The organism is Actinomadura sp. B10D3 (genome assembly GCF_039871695.1).
Taxonomy (GTDB): Bacteria; Actinomycetota; Actinomycetes; order Streptosporangiales; family Streptosporangiaceae; genus Spirillospora; species Spirillospora madurae.
In genome coordinates, this window is the sequence record NZ_JBDPLY010000001.1 from 583,487 (window position 1) to 599,201 (window position 15,715).

The following is a 15,715-nucleotide window of genomic DNA, read 5'->3' on the forward strand; positions in this document are numbered from 1 at the left end:
TCAGGGTGCTCCCACGGCTGCGGCGGCTGCGGTCAGCAGTTCGTTCAGCGGCCCGAGCGCCAGGCCCAGCGCGGCGCACGCGACGAGCCCGGTCACGAGCGGGGCGAGCGCGGCGGGACGGGCCCGTATGGCGGGCAGGGCGGCGGATGGGGCGCCGTCCGGTGCGGGCGCGGCGCCGAGGATCATGGCGGCGCCGTGCTTGGCCAGCGCGGCGGCGATGACCAGGACCAGCGCGAACGCCGCGGCGGCGGCCCAGCCCAGCCCGGCGTCGAAGGCGGCGCGGGCGATGCCGATCTCGGACGCGAAGAGGCTGAACGGCGGCAGGCCGAGCAGCGCCGCCAGCCCGAGGCCGAACGCGGCGGCGAGCGCCGGCCATCGGGTCGCGAGCCCCCGCGCGCCGGCGATCCGGCTCGTCCCGGTGACGGCGAGGACATGGCCGGCGCCGCAGAACAGCACCGCCTTGCCGAGACCGTGGCCGAGCAGGTGCAGCAGGACGGCGCTCGTCGCGAGCGGGCCGCCCGCGGCGGCGCCGAGCGCGGCGAGGCCCATGTGCTCGATGGAGGAGTAGGCCAGCATCCGCTTGTAGTCGCGCTGCCCGATCAGCAGCGCGGCGGCGACGGCGAGCGAGAGCAGCCCGGCGGCCACCAGCAGCGCCCGCATGTAGCCGGGGCCGAGCGCGGCGTCGGCGAGGGCCTTGTACCGCAGGATCTGGGTGAAGGCGACGGCGAGCAGTACCCCGGACATGAGCGCGGACACGGGCGCGGGCGCCTGGCTGTGCGCGTCGGGCAGCCAGGCGTGCATGGGCGCGAGCCCCGCCTTGGTGCCGAAGCCGAGGACGGCGAGCGCGGCGGCCAGGCGCAGCACGTCGTGGTCGAGGCGGGCCGCGTCGCGGCTCAGCGCGCTCCAGTCGAGGGCGGCGGACCCCTCCGCGCCCGCATGCAGGGACGCGATGTTGAGGCAGACGGTCGCGAGGAACGCCAGCGCGATGCCGACCGAGCACAGCACCATGTACTTCCAGGCCGCCTCGGCCCCCGCCCGGTCGCGGCGGTGGCCGACGAGGAACGCGGTGACGATGGTGGTGGCCTCCAGGGCCACCCACACCAGGCCGAGGTTGTCGGCGAGGACGGCTGCGGCCATCGCGGCGAGGAACAGCTGCACCAGGACGAGATGCCGCCGGACGGCGGCCGGGTCGCCGCCGGGCGCGAGGTCGTGGGCGGCGGACCAGGTGGCGATGACGGCGACCGCGCCGATCACGAGCACCATGAACGCCGACAGCCCGTCGGCGCGCAGCGGCCCGGAGGCGAGCGGCCCGTCCTGGACGACGGCGGTGCCGAGAGCGATCCCGGCGGCGAGCTGGGCGAGCGCGGACGCCGTGCTCGACCACCGGGCGGCCCAGGCGGCCCACGCCGCCCGGCGGGGGTGCCCGGCGAGGGCGCAGAGGGCGGCCACGGCCACCGGAACGATGATCGGGGCGTACAGGACAGGGGTCATGAGTCGCGCAGCTCCCGGAGCTCGTCGAGGTCGGCCACGCCGTGCGCGGTCCGCAGCCGGGTGGTGAGGACCTGCAGGACCAGGACGGCCAGCAGTACGTCCAGCGACACCCCGAGCTCCACGATGAGCGGCACCCCGGAGGTGGCCAGGAACGCGGTGGCGGCGATGCCGTTGTCGACCAGCAGGAACCCGGTGATCTGCGACAGCGCGCGGCGGCGGGTCGCCAGGGCGAAGAACCCGATCAGCATGACGGCGAGGCCGGCGGGCGCGGCCCGCCCGCCCGCCGGGTCCGCGAGCCGCACCAGCGGCTGCGCGGCGGCGTAGGCGAGCAGGACCAGCCCGGCGGCGGCCAGCAGCGAGGCGGCCACGTTGACCAGCGGCGCGGTCTCGCGCGGCCGCCCGTCGCCGGCGAGCGTCCGGCGCAGCAGGCGCGGCACCACGACGGCCTTCAGGGTCGCGACGACGACCGCGACGGCGGCGAGTTCGGCGTCGCGCTCGTGGGCGGCCAGCAGCGCGACCATCGCGGCGAGCGCGGCGCCCTGCGCGGCGAGCAGCCGGATCAGCGCGGTCAGCTCCCGCCGCCACAGCACCCCGACGGCGGTCAGCAGGAAGGCGCCGGCCGCGAGGTCGAGGAGCTGCTCGAACAGTGCCTGGTTCACGTATCGGTTCTCCGGTCAGACGAGCATGAAGGAGGCCATGACGGCCAGGAGCGCGAGCACGAACGACCCGGCCAGCAGCTCCGGGACGCGGAACAGCCGCACCTTGGCCAGCCACACCTCGGCGGCGGCGAGGCCGGCGGCCAGCAGGCCCGTCTTCAGGGCGAACGCGGCGGTGGCCGTGAGGAGCGCGAGGGCGCCGGTGCCGGTGGCGACGCCCCACGGCAGGAACAGGGTGGCGAGCAGGCCGAGCAGCAGCGTCGTGCGGGCGGCGGCCGCCCACTCCACGAGCGCGAGGTCCCGCCCGGAGTACTCCAGGGTCATCGCCTCGTGGACCATGGTCAGCTCCAGGTGCGTGGCGGGGTTGTCGACCGGCAGCCGGCCCGCCTCGGCGAGCACCGCGATGGCGAGCGCGGCGGCGGCCAGCGCCCCGGCGGGGGAGACGACCCGGGACGGGTCGTGCACGCCGGCCGACACGATCGCGCCGAGGTTGGTCGTCCCCGCGCGGACCGACAGCGCGAGCACCGACAGCAGGAGGGTGGGCTCGACCAGCGCGGCGATGGTCATCTCGCGGCTGGCGCCCATCCCGCCGAACGCCGTCCCGGTGTCCAGCCCGGCGAGCGCGAGCGCGACGGTGCCGAGGAGCAGCAGCCCGACGACCGCGATCAGGTCGATGGAGCCGTCCAGCGGGGTGCGGGTGGACACCAGCGGGATCACCGCCGCGACCAGCAGGCTCGTCGCGGCGAGGACGGGCGGCGCGGCGGTGAAGAAGATCCCGGAGCCGGGCGGGCCGATCGGCTCCCGGCGGGCGAGCTTGCGCAGGTCGCGCCACGGCTGCAGGACGCCCGCGCCCGCCCGCCCTTCGAGCCGGGCCCGCACCTGCCGCATCAGCCCGATCAGCAGCGGCGCCCCGGCCGCCACCAGGACCACCTGGATCGCGAGCGCGACCGTGCCTGTCATCGGATTCGTCATCGGACCACCCCCGCCGCCAGCACGACCAGCAGTGCGGTGAACATGTAGACGAGGTAGCGGTGGACGCTCCCGGTCGCGAGCCCCCGGGCCGCGCCCCCGCACGCGCGGACGAACCGGAGGAGCGGCCGGTACAGGTGCGCCTCGATCCGGTCGGGGACGGCCCTCCTGTAGCCGACGCTCTTCACCAGGTAGTCCGATTCGACATGGTGGGTGACGTCGATGTCCTGCTCGGGACGCATCACGTCGTCGAACACCCGCTGCAGGGGTTCCGCGAAGCTCGTCGCCGTGTACTCCATCCGGGCCGTCAGTCCTTCGTAGCCGCAGTCCCACGCCCGCACGGCCGCCCGCCGCCGCGCGCCGAGCAGCCGCGCGCCGAGCGCGATCGCGGCGACCAGCACGGCGAGGGCCACCGCGATCCAGCCCGGGCCGAGCGTGCCTTGGATGCCGTCCAGCCGCAGGGTCGTCCCGGAGCCGTCCAGCGGGTCCCCCATGCCGAGCGCTCCGCCGATCCGTTCGAGGGCGGGGCCGGTCAGGGCGGGCGCGACCGCCAGGACGGCGCACGCGGCGGCGGCGAGGCCCATCCCGGCGAGCATCGGCGCCGGGGCCTCCCGGGCGGACGCGGCGGCGTCGCCGCGCGGCTTGGCGAGGAACCCGGTGCCGAGCGCCTTGACGAACGTCGCCACCGCGAGCCCCGCCGACAGCGCGACGACCGCGACGGCGACGGGCGCCGCGATCATCACCACGAGGTGCCGTTCGGACAGCCCGCCCAGGAGGGACTGGAGCAGCAGCCACTCCGAGACGAAGCCGTTGCCGGGCGGGAGCGCCGCCGCGGCGAGCGCCCCGGCGGCGAACAGGCCGGTGGTGGCGGGCATCCGCGCCGACAGCCCGCCGAGCCGGTCCAGGTCGCGCTCCCCGGTGCCGTGCACGACCGACCCGGCCGAGGTGAACAGCAGCGTCTTGAACGCGGCGTGGTTGAGGGCGTGCAGGAGTCCCGCACCGAGCGCGACGCCCGCGAGCGCCGGGCGGTGCAGCGCCGCGAACGTCCCGCAGGCGGCGACGCCGAGGACGATCAGCCCGGCGTTCTCGCAGGTCGAGTAGGCGAGCAGCCGTTTCAGGTCGGACGCCAGGACGGCCTGGAGGATGCCGTAGAGGGCCGAGACGGACGCGAGCGCGCCGAGGACGAGCCACCACCAGACGGGCCCGCCGCCGAGCAGGTCGAGCCCGACGCGGACCAGCCCGTACACGCCGAGCTTCACCATCGCCGCGCTCATCAGCGCGGACACGTGGCTCGGCGCCTCGCCGTGCGCCTTCGGCAGCCAGGGGTGCAGCGGCACCAGCCCGGCCTTCGAGGCGAACCCGGCGGCGGCCGCCAGGAACACCCCGGCCCGGACCGGTTCCGGCAGGTCCGGTGCGGCGGCGCGGATCGCGGCGAAGGACTCCCCGCCGCAGGCCGCCGCCAGCCACGCGAGGCCGATCAGGATCGCGACGAACCCGGCGTGCGTCATCGCCGCGTACCAGACGCCCGCGCTCCGCACCGACGGCCGCACGCGATGCTCGGCCAGCACCAGGACGAGGGACGCGACCGCCATCAGCTCCCAGAGCCACAGGAACGTCGACACGCTCGCCGCCAGCGGCACCGCGGCCATCGCGGCCGTGAACAGGGGCAGCACGGCGAGCTGGCCGCGCGAGGACGTCCCGTGCCCGCCGGTCCCGGCGTAGCCCGCGGTGTAGACGCCCACGGCCGCGGTGACCGCCCCGACGAGCAGCAGGAACCAGCCGGCGAGCGGATCGGCGGCCAGCCGGGCGCCCGCGAGCGGCAGCACGTCCGGCCACCACGCCGTCCAGGACCGTCCGGCCAGCGCCGCCGCCCCGGCCACCGCGGCCGCGGTGCCGGACAGCGCCACGGCCGCGCCCACCAGCCGGGCGCGGACGGTCCGCGGCGCCATCGCGGCAAGGGCCCCGGCGGCCGTGCAGGCCGCCGACACCGCCAGCGCTATCGGGACGGGGTTCAGGGCCGCGCTCACCGGCCGGTGAGGCCGCGCAGCGCGGCGATGATGCGGTCCGGCGGGGGCGGGCAGCCCGGCACTTCGGCGTCGACCGGGACCACGTCGCCGACCGCGCCCTGGACTCCGGCACCGCCCTTGAACACCCCGCAGTCACGCGCGCAGTCGCCGAGCGCGATCACCAGCCCCGGGCGGGGCATCGCGTCGTGGCAGGCCGTGAGGGCGTCGGCCATGTTCCGGGTCACGGGCCCGGTCACCATCAGGGCGTCGGCGTGCCGGGGCGAGGCGACGAGCCGGGCGCCGTACCGCTCCGCGTCGTAGACGGGGGAGAACGCCTGGCCGACCTCGATCTCGCAGCCGTTGCACGACCCGGCGTCCACATGCCGGACCTGGACCGAGCCGCCGAGCCGCCGGACGTCCTCGGGGACGGGGGAGTCGGGTGTGGGCGGTGCCTCCTCGGCGATCCGTCCCGCCGCTTTGATCCTGCTCAACAACCCCATCGCGCCCGCCGGCCCCCATACGTGATTCAGCACATTGACAGTTGCGAATATTAGCAAGTGCGCAGTAGTGCGACATCGGGCGCCTGCCGGGCGAGACGGGCGGTCCGCTTCAGCCGGCGGAAGAGCGCAGGTCTTCCAGCAGCTCGGCCTGCCCGGACAGGACCCCGGTCAGGATCCGGCGGGCGACGGCCAGGAGTTCGGCGACGTGCGGGCTGGTGAGGGAGTAGTACACGGCCGACCCCTCCTTGCGGGAGACGACCAGGTTCGCCCTGCGCAGCACGGCGAGCTGCTGGGAGAGGTGCGCCGGCTCGATGCCGACCTCGGGCAGCATCTCCGAGACGGCGTGCTCACGCTCGCTGAGCAGCTCCAGGACCCGGATCCGCGCGGGGTGGCCGAGCGTCTTGAAGAACTCGGCTTTCAGCTGGTACAGCGGGGTGCTCATGCCGGCCGACCCCCATCCGTCTGCTACTTCCGGCCGCGGCGGCGGAAACCCACGGGCGCTTGCCGATATTAGCAATCCGTTGATCGCCCCTCCCTTCGAGCCTATGGCAGCTTCCGACCAAGGGCGGGGGAGCCGCTGAGCAATCGGTGATATTTATCCGCTTTGCGGTAAATGTCACCGTCGCAGTGCCGCCGTTCCCGCTCCCCCGCCGGGCGCCCCGCCCCGCCCGGGAACGGCCGCGGAAGGGCTCCCCCGATGCGACGCCTGCCGCTGTTCCTGCTCCCGGCCGCCCTGGGCGCGGCGCTGATCGGCGCCCTGGGCGCGCCGGCGTCCGCGACACCGCCGAACATCCCGTCCGCCGCCACCGCCGCGAGCCGCCTGGCCACCCTCACCGTCGCCGCCGAGTCGCACGGCGACTCCTACGACCGCGACCTGTTCCCGCACTGGATCACCATCTCCGGCGCGTGCAACACCCGCGAGACCGTCCTGAAGCGGGACGGCACGAACGTCGTCACCAACTCGTCCTGCGCCGCGACGTCCGGCTCCTGGTACTCGCCCTTCGACGGCGCCACCTGGACCGCCGCGTCCGACCTGGACATCGACCACATGGTGCCGCTCGCCGAGGCGTGGGCGTCCGGCGCCTGGGCCTGGACGACGTCCCGCCGCCAGACCTACGCCAACGACCTCGGCGGGCCCGAGCTGTGGGCCGTCACCGACAACGTCAACCAGTCCAAGAGCGACAAGGACCCGGCCGAGTGGCAGCCGCCGCGCGCCGCGTTCCGCTGCACCTACGCCCGCGCGTGGATCCAGGTGAAGTGGTACTACGACCTCACCGTCGACAGCGCGGAGAAGAGCGCCCTCACCTCAATGCTCAACACCTGCTGATTCGTCAACCGCCGCCCGTCTCCCGTCCGGTGACCGGTAAGTGGAGACTTGTTCTAGAGAAGGTCTCTGGAAACCGCTAGGGTGCCCGGTATGAGCGAGGTGCGGGTCGCCGTCACCGGCGGGAACCGGGGTGTGGGACGCGCGGTGGCGGGCGAGGCCGCCCGGCGGGGGCACCGGGTGGTGATCGTGGCGCGGCGGCCGGGCGCCGGGGCGGCCGCCGCGCGGGAGATCGGCGCGGACCTGGTCGTGGGCGACCTGTCGTCCGTGCGGGCCGTGCGGGAGCTGGCCGGCGAGCTGGCCGAGGTCGACGTGCTCGTCCACAACGCGGGCGTCTGGCCCAGCCGGCGCGTGCTCACCGAGGACGGGTTCGAGCAGGCGTTCTTCACCAACCATCTCGCGCCGTTCCTGCTGAACCGGCTGCTGGAGGAGCGGCTGCGGCGGGTGGTGCAGGTCAGCGCGGGCCTGTACGTCGCCGGGCGGGTGGACGCGGACCGGACGCCGACCGGGGACGACTTCCACGCCGTCCACACCTACGCGAACACCAAGCTGGCGAACCTGATGATGGTCCCGCTGTTCGCCGAGCGGTGGAAGGGCGCGGGGGTGACGATCGACGCGGTGCATCCCGGAGTGCTGCGGACGGATCTCGGCGCCCGGACGGGGCTGTTCGGTGCCCTGCTGAAGACGGTCAAGTGGACGCTGAAGCCCGCATCGAAGAGCGGGCCGCCCGTCGCGGACCTCATCACCGCGGAAGGGACGGGCCGGTACTTCAACGTGCGGAAGGAGACGCCGCTGAAGGCGAAGGCGCTCGACCCGGCCCTGGCGGCCAGGCTCTGGAGCGACGCCGAGAGGCTGCTCGATGTCGCCTAAGCACCAGGGCACGGACGAGACCGTCGCGCGGATCCTGGACGAGGCGCTCCGCGTGCACGCCGAACGCGGGCACGAGGGCTTCACGATGAAGGCGGTCATCGCCGCCACGGGGATGAGCAGCGGCAGCCTCTACCACCATTTCGGCTCGTTCGACGGCCTCGCCGCCGCCCTCTACGCGCGCTGCATGGCCGAGTTGCTCGACGCACTTCTGGACGCGCTCGACGGGGTCACCGGCCCGCGCGCCGGCGTGGAGGCGGTGACGCGCGCGTACCTGCGGTTCACCCGGGAGCGCGGCGACGCCGCCAGGTTCATCCATGCGTCGGCGTACGCGGCGTTCCTGCCGGACCACGCGGCGATGCTCGCGGAGTCGAAGGCGCCCCGCATCGCGCGCCTCACCGCGTGGATGGCCCCGCACGCGGCCGCCGGCCGCGTCGCCCGGCTGTCGCCGGTGATGACGGAGATGCTGCTCATCGGGCCCGTCGCCGAGACCGCGCGGCGCTGGCTGTCGGCGCCGGAGGCCGTCGACCTGGACGAGGCCGCGGCCGTCCTGCCGCCCCGGATCTGGCGCTCGCTCCAGCCGTGACGCGCGAGCCGCCCCCGCCGCGGGGACGGGGGCGGCGACGCCGGTGACCGGAGGTGCGTTAGTACAGGCCCCACAGTTCGTAGCTGGCCCAGGGGGCGGAGCTGCCCTTGCAGTCGTAGGCCTGCCAGCCGGACTGCATGCCGGCCTTGCCGGCGGCGGCGCAGCTGGAGTACCAGTAGAAGGTCTGCCCGGTGTTGTGCCACGAGGCCGCGAGCGCCGGCGTGGCGGTCAGCCCGACCGTCAGCGCCGAACCCGCGACCGCCATGGCGACGGCGGCCTTCCGGATCTTCATGAACCCTCCCGTAGCGGAGTGCGACTGGACGGTCACAGTATGTGTTCGCCCAGATGGGAGGGGGTATCCGGGAAACCACGTACGTTCACCGCCCGCGCGGCGCTACCCGTTCTCGGCGCGACCCCACAACCGCAGGTACGCCTCGGCGCCGCGGGCCATGTCGTCGATGAGCCCCTGCCCGGCGACGGTGCGCACGTCGCCGATCCAGTCCGGGACGAGCCCGTAGTTCGCGACGCCGTCGGTGTTGAGGTCCCACGTGCGCTGCCCGGTGCGCTGGCGGTCGAGCGTCACCGACGGGTCGATCGGCGACGTGAACGGGTAGCGCAGCGGGTTCGCGCCGTTGTTCTCGCGCGGCGGCGGGAGGGCGCCCATGCCGTTCACGTCGAGCCCGTACCCGTAGCCGAACAGGTAGCGGGGGTCGCGGTGCTCCTTGGTGCGCCTCCACTCCGCGGCGAACCGGTCGGCGGCGGTGCCGTAGCCGGCCACCATGCCGCCGAGCGCGTAGATGCGGCTCAGGTACGTCTCGTCCGTCCAGCTGTGGGACGAGATGACGCCGGAGTAGCGCGCGTCCTCCAGGAGGCCGAGGGTCGCGTCGGCGGCCTTGACGCTCATGTGGTCGACCTCGACGATCATGTGGCGGTCCATCATGCCCCGCACCATGTGCTCGCCGAGGTCGCTGAGCCCGTGGACGTTGCAGTGCGGGCCGCTCGGATACACCGGCAGCGTGATCCCCGCCAGGCCGAGCAGGCGCAGCAGCTCCGCGAACGTGTCGCCGAGCCCGCCCGCGGGCACGAGCGTGTTGTCGTGCGCGGCGCCGGTGCACTTCTCGACCTGCCAGAACCGTCCGGTGCCGAGGAAGTTGCCGACGTTGACGAACGCCCCGGTGGTCCCGCCGTCGAAGCGGACCCCGCACAGCGCGTTGTCGTACTTGTGGCAGACGAACATGGAGGCGACGCCGAGGCTCTTCACCTCGTCCAGCCCGCGGTCGATGTCCTCGCGCGTGCACTGGGGCTTCCCGCCGATCACGCGGCAGCCGAACGGCTCGGACGCCTCGATGCCGAGGACGACGGCGAGCTTCCCGTCCTCGATGACCTCGCGGGCCTGCGCGGAGTCGCGCACGACCCGGAACCAGCCCTTGCCGGGGCCGCCGCTGCGCGCGTCGATGTAGGCCTGCATCTCCTGGATGCGCCGAGCCTGGAGCCGGATGACGTCCATCTCGTCGCAGGCGTTCCCCTTCAGCGGGTAGATCTCGCAGAGCTGGCGGTTGGCCACCAGGTGGTTGACGAGGATGCGCTGCCCGGCGCGCCAGGACCGCTCCAGCCACGTGTAGTAGGCCTGCTGGTGGGTGCGCGAGTCCCAGGCTGGCCAGTCCTTGAACGTCGGCCAGCCGGTGGGGTCATGCGTGCCGAACGGGGTGCCGTGCCTGGTGAAGTTCTCCCAGATGGCGAGCGCGCCGTTGCCCGCGTGGTCGGGGCAGTCGCGCAGGGCCGCCTGGATCCCGCGCGGGTCGAACGGCTTGCCGCACATCAGGCGTCCGCCGAACGCCTCGTAGGCCATCAGATGGGAGTGGGCGTCGAGGTAGCCCCGCACCTCCCCGGTCGCGGGCGCGCGTGCCGGCGCCGAAGCGCGCGCCGCGGGGGCCAGGCAGGAGACGAGGAGGGCGAGCGCGAGCGGCACTGACGCCGCGCGCCGGAGGGCATGACCGAAGGACATCTGGCACCTCGGGGGGCAGGTGGGAGCGGTCCAGAAGCTGAGGGAGATATGCCCTGATTTAAGGAAGGATGAACTTTCCTCATGTTAAATCCCGTTGCCGGCTCTCGCGCGGCGAGATCGTGTACCGGTCACCGGGACCGTGCGGCCCGGCGCCGGTCCGGATCGTCATGATGGGCTCTCATGAGCGAGCTGACGATTCCGGGTTTGCTGGCGCGCGCGGCCGAGGAGTTTCCGGACGCGGAGGCGGTCGTGGACGGGGACGTCCGGGTCACCTACGCGGGGCTGCGTGACCGCGTCCGCGAGGCGGCGGGCGCGTTCATCGGCGCCGGGGTCGCGCCGGGGGACCGGATCTCGATCTGGGCGCCCAACGGGCTGTCCTGGATCGTCACCGTGCTCGGCGCCATGGGCGCGGGCGCGACGCTCGTGCCGCTCAACACGCGCTTCAAGGGCGACGAGGCCCGCTGGCCGCTCTCCAAGGCCGAGGTGAAGGTCCTCTTCGTCGAGGACGGCTTCCTCGGCATCGACTATCCCGGCATGCTCGGCCTGGACGAGTCGGGCACCGTGCCGGGGCTGCCCGCGCTGGAGACCTTCGTCACGTTCAACGGGGCGGCGCGTCCAGGCGTCATCAGCTGGGACGAGTTCGCGGGCAAAGCCGTGTCCGGCGAGGAGGCCGACGCGCGGGCCGCGGCCGTCCGCCCGGACGACATCGCCGACATCCTGTTCACGTCCGGGACGACCGGCAAGCCCAAGGGCGTCATGTGCACGCACGAGCAGAACGTCCGCACGTACGAGGCGTGGACGGGACGCACGGGCGTGAAGGCCGGCGACCGGTACCTCATCGTCAACCCGATGTTCCACTCGTTCGGCTACAAGGCGGGCGTGCTCGCGTGCGTGCTGAAGGGCGCCACGATGGTCCTGCAGCGCACGTTCGACGTCCCGGAGACGCTGCGGCTGATCGAGCAGGAGAAGGTCACCGTCCTGCCGGGCCCGCCGACCGTCTACACCTCGCTGCTGGACGCCCCGGGCCGGGCCGAGCACGACCTCTCCTCGCTCCGGCTGGCCGTGACGGGCGCGGCGGACGTGCCGGTCGCGCTCGTCCGGCGCATCAGGGCCGAGCTGTTCCCGCAGGTCGTGACCGCGTACGGGCTGACCGAGTCGTCCGGCACGGTGACCGCGTGCTCGGTGGACGACGATGACGAGACGATCGCGACCACCTGCGGCCGGGCCATCGCCGACGTCGAGGTCGCCATCGTCGGCCCCGAGGGCGAGCGGGTGCCGCCGGGGACGGACGGCGAGGTCATGGTCCGCGGCTACAACGTGATGAAGGGCTACCTGGGCGACCCCGGGGAGACCGCGCGGGCGATCCGCGACGGGTGGCTCGACACCGGCGACCGCGGGCGCCTGGATGAGCGCGGCAACCTCACCATCACCGGCCGGACGAAGGAGATGTTCGTCGTCGGCGGCTTCAACGTGTACCCGGCCGAGGTCGAGGACGTCCTCGCCCGCCACGACGCCGTCGCCGAGTCGGGCGTGGTCGGCGTGCCGGACGCGCGCATGGGCGAGGTCGGGCGCGCCCACGTGCGGCTGCGCCCCGGACAGGAGGCGACGGCGGACGAGCTGATCGCGCACTGCCGCGAGCGGCTCGCGAACTTCAAGGTCCCCCGGGAGGTCGTCTTCGTGGACGACCTCCCGAAGACCGCGTCCGGCAAGGTCCGCCGCGTCGACCTCAGAGCGCGGACATGACCCTGGCCCGGTGCTCGGCGACCGTTCCCCAGGCCGAGTACAGGGCGCGCGCCTTGCGGATCCACAGCGACGGGTCGTACTCGTCGGTGTAGCCGATCGCGCCGTGCACCTGGAGCGCGGTCTTGGCCAGCCCGTAGGACGCCTCGGACGCGGCCACCTTCGCGGCGGACACGTCCCGCGCGAAATCGGGCGTCCCGTAGGACAGCGCCGCCCCGTAGACGAGCGGGCGGGCGAACTCCAGCTCGACCATCGCGTCCGCCAGGTGGTGCTTGACGGCCTGGTACTCGCCGATCGGGCGCCCGAACTGCCGCCGCGTCCTGGCGTACTCCACGGACACGTCCAGCAGCGCCTGCCCGAGCCCGATCTGCTGGGCCGCGCACAGCAGCGCGCCGAGGTCGGTGAACCCCGCGTCGCCGGGCACCCGGAACAGCCGCCGCGCCGGGTCGAGCGAGGAGACCGGCTCCCCGGCGGCCTGGCGCTCGGCACCGTCGGCGGTGAGCACCAGGTCGGCGACGTCGGCGTCCAGCGCGTGCGGGACGGCGAGCGACACGATCGCGTCGCCCTCCGCGATCCGGGACGGCCACGGCGTCCCGGCCAGCAGCTCGGCCGCGGCCAGCGTCTCCACATAGGGTCCGGGCGCGGCGGCGCGCCCCAGCTCCTCCATCGCGACGGCCAGCTCGACCGGCAGCGGCCCGGCGCCGCCGGCCTCCTCCGGCACGCCCACCGCGAACACCCCGGCCTCCGCCACCGCCGACCACAGCGCCCGGCCCGGCCCGTGGTCGCCGGCCGCCCACGCGCGGGCGGCCCGCGCGGTCCCGGCGCCGGCCAGCAGCTTGCGCAGCGTCTCACCGAACATCCGCTGCTCGGCGTCCAGGACGAACCTCACCGCGACCCCCTCGGCAGGCCGAGCAGCCGCTCGGCGATGACGTTGCGCTGGATCTCGTTGGTGCCCGCGTAGATCGGCCCGGCGAGGGAGAACACGTAGTTCTCCAGCCACTCCGACTCCAGCTCGCCGTCCGGGCCGAGCAGGTCGAGGGCCGTCTCGTGCAGCGCCACGTCCAGCTCCGACCAGAACACCTTGTTCAGGCTCGACTCGGCCCCGATGTCGTCGCTGCGGGAGATCGTCTCGAAGCCCTTGAGCCGGTACGCCCGCGACCTGATCCACACGTCCGCGACCCGGTCCCGCAGGGCCGTGTCGGACGGGTCGCCGCGCTCCTTCCACAGCTCCACGAGCCGTTCCGCCGCGGCCGTGAACCGTCCGGGGCTGCGCAGGGTGAGGCCGCGCTCGTTGCCGGCCGTGGCCATCGCGACGCGCCATCCGTCCCCGGCGGTCCCGATGACGTCCTCGTCCGGGACGAACACCCGGTCGAGGAACAGCTCGGCGAACGCGGGCTTGCCGTCCAGCCTCCCGATCGGGCGGACGGTGACGCCCTCGGCGTCCAGCGGGAACATGAGGTACGTGAGCCCCTTGTGCCGCGCTGACTCCGGATCGGAGCGGAACAGCCCGAACCCGCGGTCGGCGAAGGCGGCACGGGAGCTCCACGTCTTCTGGCCGTCCAGCAGCCAGCCGCCGTCCGTGCGCGTCGCGGTCGACCGCAGCGCGGCGAGGTCGCTGCCCGCGCCCGGCTCCGACCACGCCTGCGCCCAGATCACCTCGCCGGCCGCCATCGGCGGCAGGATCCGGGCGAGCTGCCCAGGGGTGCCGTGCTTCATCAGCGTCGGCGCCAGCAGGTTGATGCCGTTCTGGCTGACCCGCCCCGGCGCGCCGGCCGCGTAGTACTCCTCCTCGAAGATCAGCCACTGGAGGACGGACGCGCCGCGCCCGCCGTACTCCTCGGGCCACGAGACCACCCCGAGCCGGGCCGCGCCGAGCGCCCGCTCCCACTCCCGGTGGGCCGCGAACCCCGCCTCGGTCTCCAGCGAGGGCAGCGGCTCCGCCGGGACGTGCCCGCGCAGCCACTCCCGCACCTCGGCGCGGAACGCCTCGTCCGCCGCCCCGACCTCAAGATCCATGCGATGCCGCCTCGGCCGCCATGTCGCCACCCCATTTTCTAACAACTGTTTGGTAGGGTAGCGGCCCCCGCCGCGCCCGGCCGCCGCCTCCCGGACAGTGGGACGCGGGCGGGCACGGGTCAGGCGGGCACGCTTCAGGCGGGGGAGAGCAGGCCGTCGTCGCGGATGCCGCGCAGGACGTCCCGTGCGGCCTCCAACGTCCGGTCGACGTCCTCCTGGGTGTGGGCGGCGGAGATGTGGTTGCGCTTGAGCGAGAGCGGGAGCATCAGGAAGCCGCGGTCGGTCATGCGGCGGTGGAAGGCGACGTAGGCGTCGTCGTTGTTGCGCATCAGGTCGCGGTACCCGCGGATGGGGCCGGCGGCGAAGTAGAGGCTGAAGACGCCGCCGAAGCCCGCGGCGGTGGCCTCGATGCCGAGCTCCTCGCAGATCCCGGCCAGCCCGGCGCGCATCCGCTCGCCGAGCGCGTGCGTCCGCTCGTAGAAGTCCGGGTGGTCGAGCAGGTAGCGGATGGTGGCGATCGCGGCGGCGGACGAGACCGGGTTGCCGTTGAACGTGCCGGCCAGCAGGACGTCGCCGCCCGCGGAGCTGAACCGCTCCATGAGCCGGCGGGGCCCGGCGAGCCCGGCGATCGGGTAGCCGTTGCCCATCGCCTTGCCGAACGTGGTGAGGTCCGGCCGGACGCCGCAGACCTCCTGGTAGCCCCCCGGCGCGTGCCGGAAGCCGGTGATCACCTCGTCGAAGATCAGCAGTGAGCCCTGCTCCCGCGTCAGGGCGCGCAGCCCCTCGACGAACTCCGCGGACGGCACGAGCGCGCCGACGTTGTGCGGGATGGGCTCCATGATCACGGCGGCGATCCGCTCCGGGTGCGCCTCGTGCAGCGCGCGCACCGAGTCCAGGTCGTTGAACTCGGCGATCAGCGTCGAGCCGAGCGCCTCGGGCAGGATGCCCTCCGACAGCGGGTCGGCGCCGTAGGCGCGCTCCGGCGCGGAGATCACGTTGCGGGCGACGGCGTCATGCCAGCCGTGGAAGCCGCCCTGGAACTTGACGATCAGCGGCCGGCCGGTGACGGCGCGCGCCAGCCGGATCGCCTGGGCGGTGGCCTCGCTGCCCGACATCGCCGAGATCATCTGCTCGGCGGACGGGATCGTCTCGGCGACCAGCCGGGCCAGTTCGATCTCGGGCTCGGTGACGCCCCAGCCGACGAGGTCGATCCCGCCGATGGCGGCGCGGACCGCGTCGTCCACCTCGGGCGCGGCGTGGCCGAGCAGGATCGCGCCGAACGCCGCGTGGTAGTCGAGGTAGCGGCGCCCGTCGGCGTCGGTGACGTAGGCGCCGGACGCGGCGGTCAGCGCGTGCGGCCGCCCCACCAGGCGGGTGGCGGAGTTGACGCCGCCGGGGATCACGGCGCGGGCGGCGGCGAGCAGCCGCGCGCCGCCGGAGGTCTGCCCGGCCAGCTCGGCGGTGGTCATTCTGATGGCCCCCAAGGTCCTTGATGACTTTCGGCCGAATGGTTCATGGAAAGGTGTTCCATGTCAAGGTCGAACTTGAAGGAAGG

General features: G+C 74.0%; 15 protein-coding genes. 4 read left to right on the forward strand and 11 right to left on the reverse strand.

Annotation, left to right across the window (positions count from 1 at the left end):
• From ABGB11_RS02535 to ABGB11_RS02560, 6 genes are all read right to left on the reverse strand, one after another.
• Entirely contained in the window at positions 1–1,491 is a 1,491-nt protein-coding gene (locus ABGB11_RS02535; protein WP_347628315.1) for a proton-conducting transporter membrane subunit, read from the reverse strand.
• Complete coding sequence (locus tag ABGB11_RS02540) at positions 1,488–2,150, reverse strand: hypothetical protein (protein WP_021600052.1); 663 nt, start codon at positions 2,148–2,150, stop codon at positions 1,488–1,490. Before ABGB11_RS02540 ends, ABGB11_RS02535 begins: the two co-directional genes overlap by 4 nt.
• 15 nt (positions 2,151–2,165) lie before the next feature.
• On the reverse strand, positions 2,166–3,119 hold the full coding sequence (locus ABGB11_RS02545; protein ID WP_347628318.1) for an NADH-quinone oxidoreductase subunit H: 954 nt from the start codon (positions 3,117–3,119) through the stop codon (positions 2,166–2,168).
• Positions 3,116–5,143, reverse strand: coding sequence for a proton-conducting transporter membrane subunit (locus tag ABGB11_RS02550; RefSeq protein ID WP_347628320.1), 2,028 nt, complete (start codon positions 5,141–5,143; stop codon positions 3,116–3,118). The genes ABGB11_RS02545 and ABGB11_RS02550 overlap by 4 nt, the downstream gene beginning before the upstream one ends.
• A complete protein-coding gene (locus tag ABGB11_RS02555; RefSeq protein WP_347628553.1) occupies positions 5,140–5,622 on the reverse strand; it encodes an oxidoreductase in 483 nt (160 codons plus the stop codon). Before ABGB11_RS02555 ends, ABGB11_RS02550 begins: the two co-directional genes overlap by 4 nt.
• A gap of 109 nt (positions 5,623–5,731) precedes the next feature.
• Positions 5,732–6,064, reverse strand: a complete 333-nt coding sequence (locus ABGB11_RS02560) for a metalloregulator ArsR/SmtB family transcription factor (RefSeq protein WP_021599418.1) — start codon at positions 6,062–6,064, stop codon at positions 5,732–5,734.
• Between the two features lie 255 nt (positions 6,065–6,319).
• Between ABGB11_RS02560 and ABGB11_RS02565 the strand changes: the two genes are divergently transcribed.
• The 3 genes from ABGB11_RS02565 (at position 6,320) to ABGB11_RS02575 (ending at position 8,399) form a co-directional block, all read left to right on the forward strand.
• A complete protein-coding gene (locus tag ABGB11_RS02565; RefSeq protein ID WP_347628322.1) occupies positions 6,320–6,949 on the forward strand; it encodes an HNH endonuclease family protein in 630 nt (209 codons plus the stop codon).
• Between the two features lie 90 nt (positions 6,950–7,039).
• The gene (locus tag ABGB11_RS02570; RefSeq protein ID WP_347628324.1) at positions 7,040–7,816 is read left to right on the forward strand and encodes an SDR family NAD(P)-dependent oxidoreductase; all 777 of its coding nucleotides are present in this window, start codon (positions 7,040–7,042) and stop codon (positions 7,814–7,816) included.
• Positions 7,806–8,399, forward strand: a complete 594-nt coding sequence (locus ABGB11_RS02575; protein WP_347628326.1) for a TetR/AcrR family transcriptional regulator — start codon at positions 7,806–7,808, stop codon at positions 8,397–8,399. Before ABGB11_RS02570 ends, ABGB11_RS02575 begins: the two co-directional genes overlap by 11 nt.
• Positions 8,400–8,457: 58 nt before the next feature.
• On the opposite strand, the gene ABGB11_RS02580 is transcribed toward ABGB11_RS02575, so the two are convergent.
• Both ABGB11_RS02580 and ABGB11_RS02585 read right to left on the reverse strand, forming a co-directional pair.
• Positions 8,458–8,691: a hypothetical protein gene (locus ABGB11_RS02580; protein ID WP_347628327.1), complete on the reverse strand. Its 234-nt coding sequence runs from the start codon at positions 8,689–8,691 to the stop codon at positions 8,458–8,460.
• A 102-nt stretch (positions 8,692–8,793) separates the two neighbouring features.
• The gene (locus tag ABGB11_RS02585; RefSeq protein ID WP_347628328.1) at positions 8,794–10,404 is read right to left on the reverse strand and encodes a Coagulation factor 5/8 type domain-containing protein; all 1,611 of its coding nucleotides are present in this window, start codon (positions 10,402–10,404) and stop codon (positions 8,794–8,796) included.
• Between the two features lie 180 nt (positions 10,405–10,584).
• Here ABGB11_RS02585 and ABGB11_RS02590 point away from each other — a divergent pair, with 180 nt between their 5' ends.
• Positions 10,585–12,147 carry a FadD3 family acyl-CoA ligase gene (locus ABGB11_RS02590; protein WP_347628329.1) on the forward strand — a complete coding sequence of 521 codons (1,563 nt, stop codon included), beginning with the start codon at positions 10,585–10,587 and terminating at the stop codon, positions 12,145–12,147.
• Here ABGB11_RS02590 and ABGB11_RS02595 read toward each other — a convergent pair.
• From ABGB11_RS02595 to ABGB11_RS02605, 3 genes are all read right to left on the reverse strand, one after another.
• Entirely contained in the window at positions 12,131–13,033 is a 903-nt protein-coding gene (locus ABGB11_RS02595) for an acyl-CoA dehydrogenase family protein (RefSeq protein ID WP_347628330.1), read from the reverse strand. The two genes, ABGB11_RS02590 and ABGB11_RS02595, sit on opposite strands and share 17 nt — an antisense overlap.
• The gene (locus tag ABGB11_RS02600) at positions 13,030–14,160 is read right to left on the reverse strand and encodes an acyl-CoA dehydrogenase family protein (protein ID WP_347628332.1); all 1,131 of its coding nucleotides are present in this window, start codon (positions 14,158–14,160) and stop codon (positions 13,030–13,032) included. Before ABGB11_RS02600 ends, ABGB11_RS02595 begins: the two co-directional genes overlap by 4 nt.
• A 134-nt stretch (positions 14,161–14,294) precedes the next feature.
• On the reverse strand, positions 14,295–15,629 hold the full coding sequence (locus tag ABGB11_RS02605; protein WP_347628334.1) for an aspartate aminotransferase family protein: 1,335 nt from the start codon (positions 15,627–15,629) through the stop codon (positions 14,295–14,297).
• Positions 15,630–15,715 lie beyond the last annotated feature (86 nt).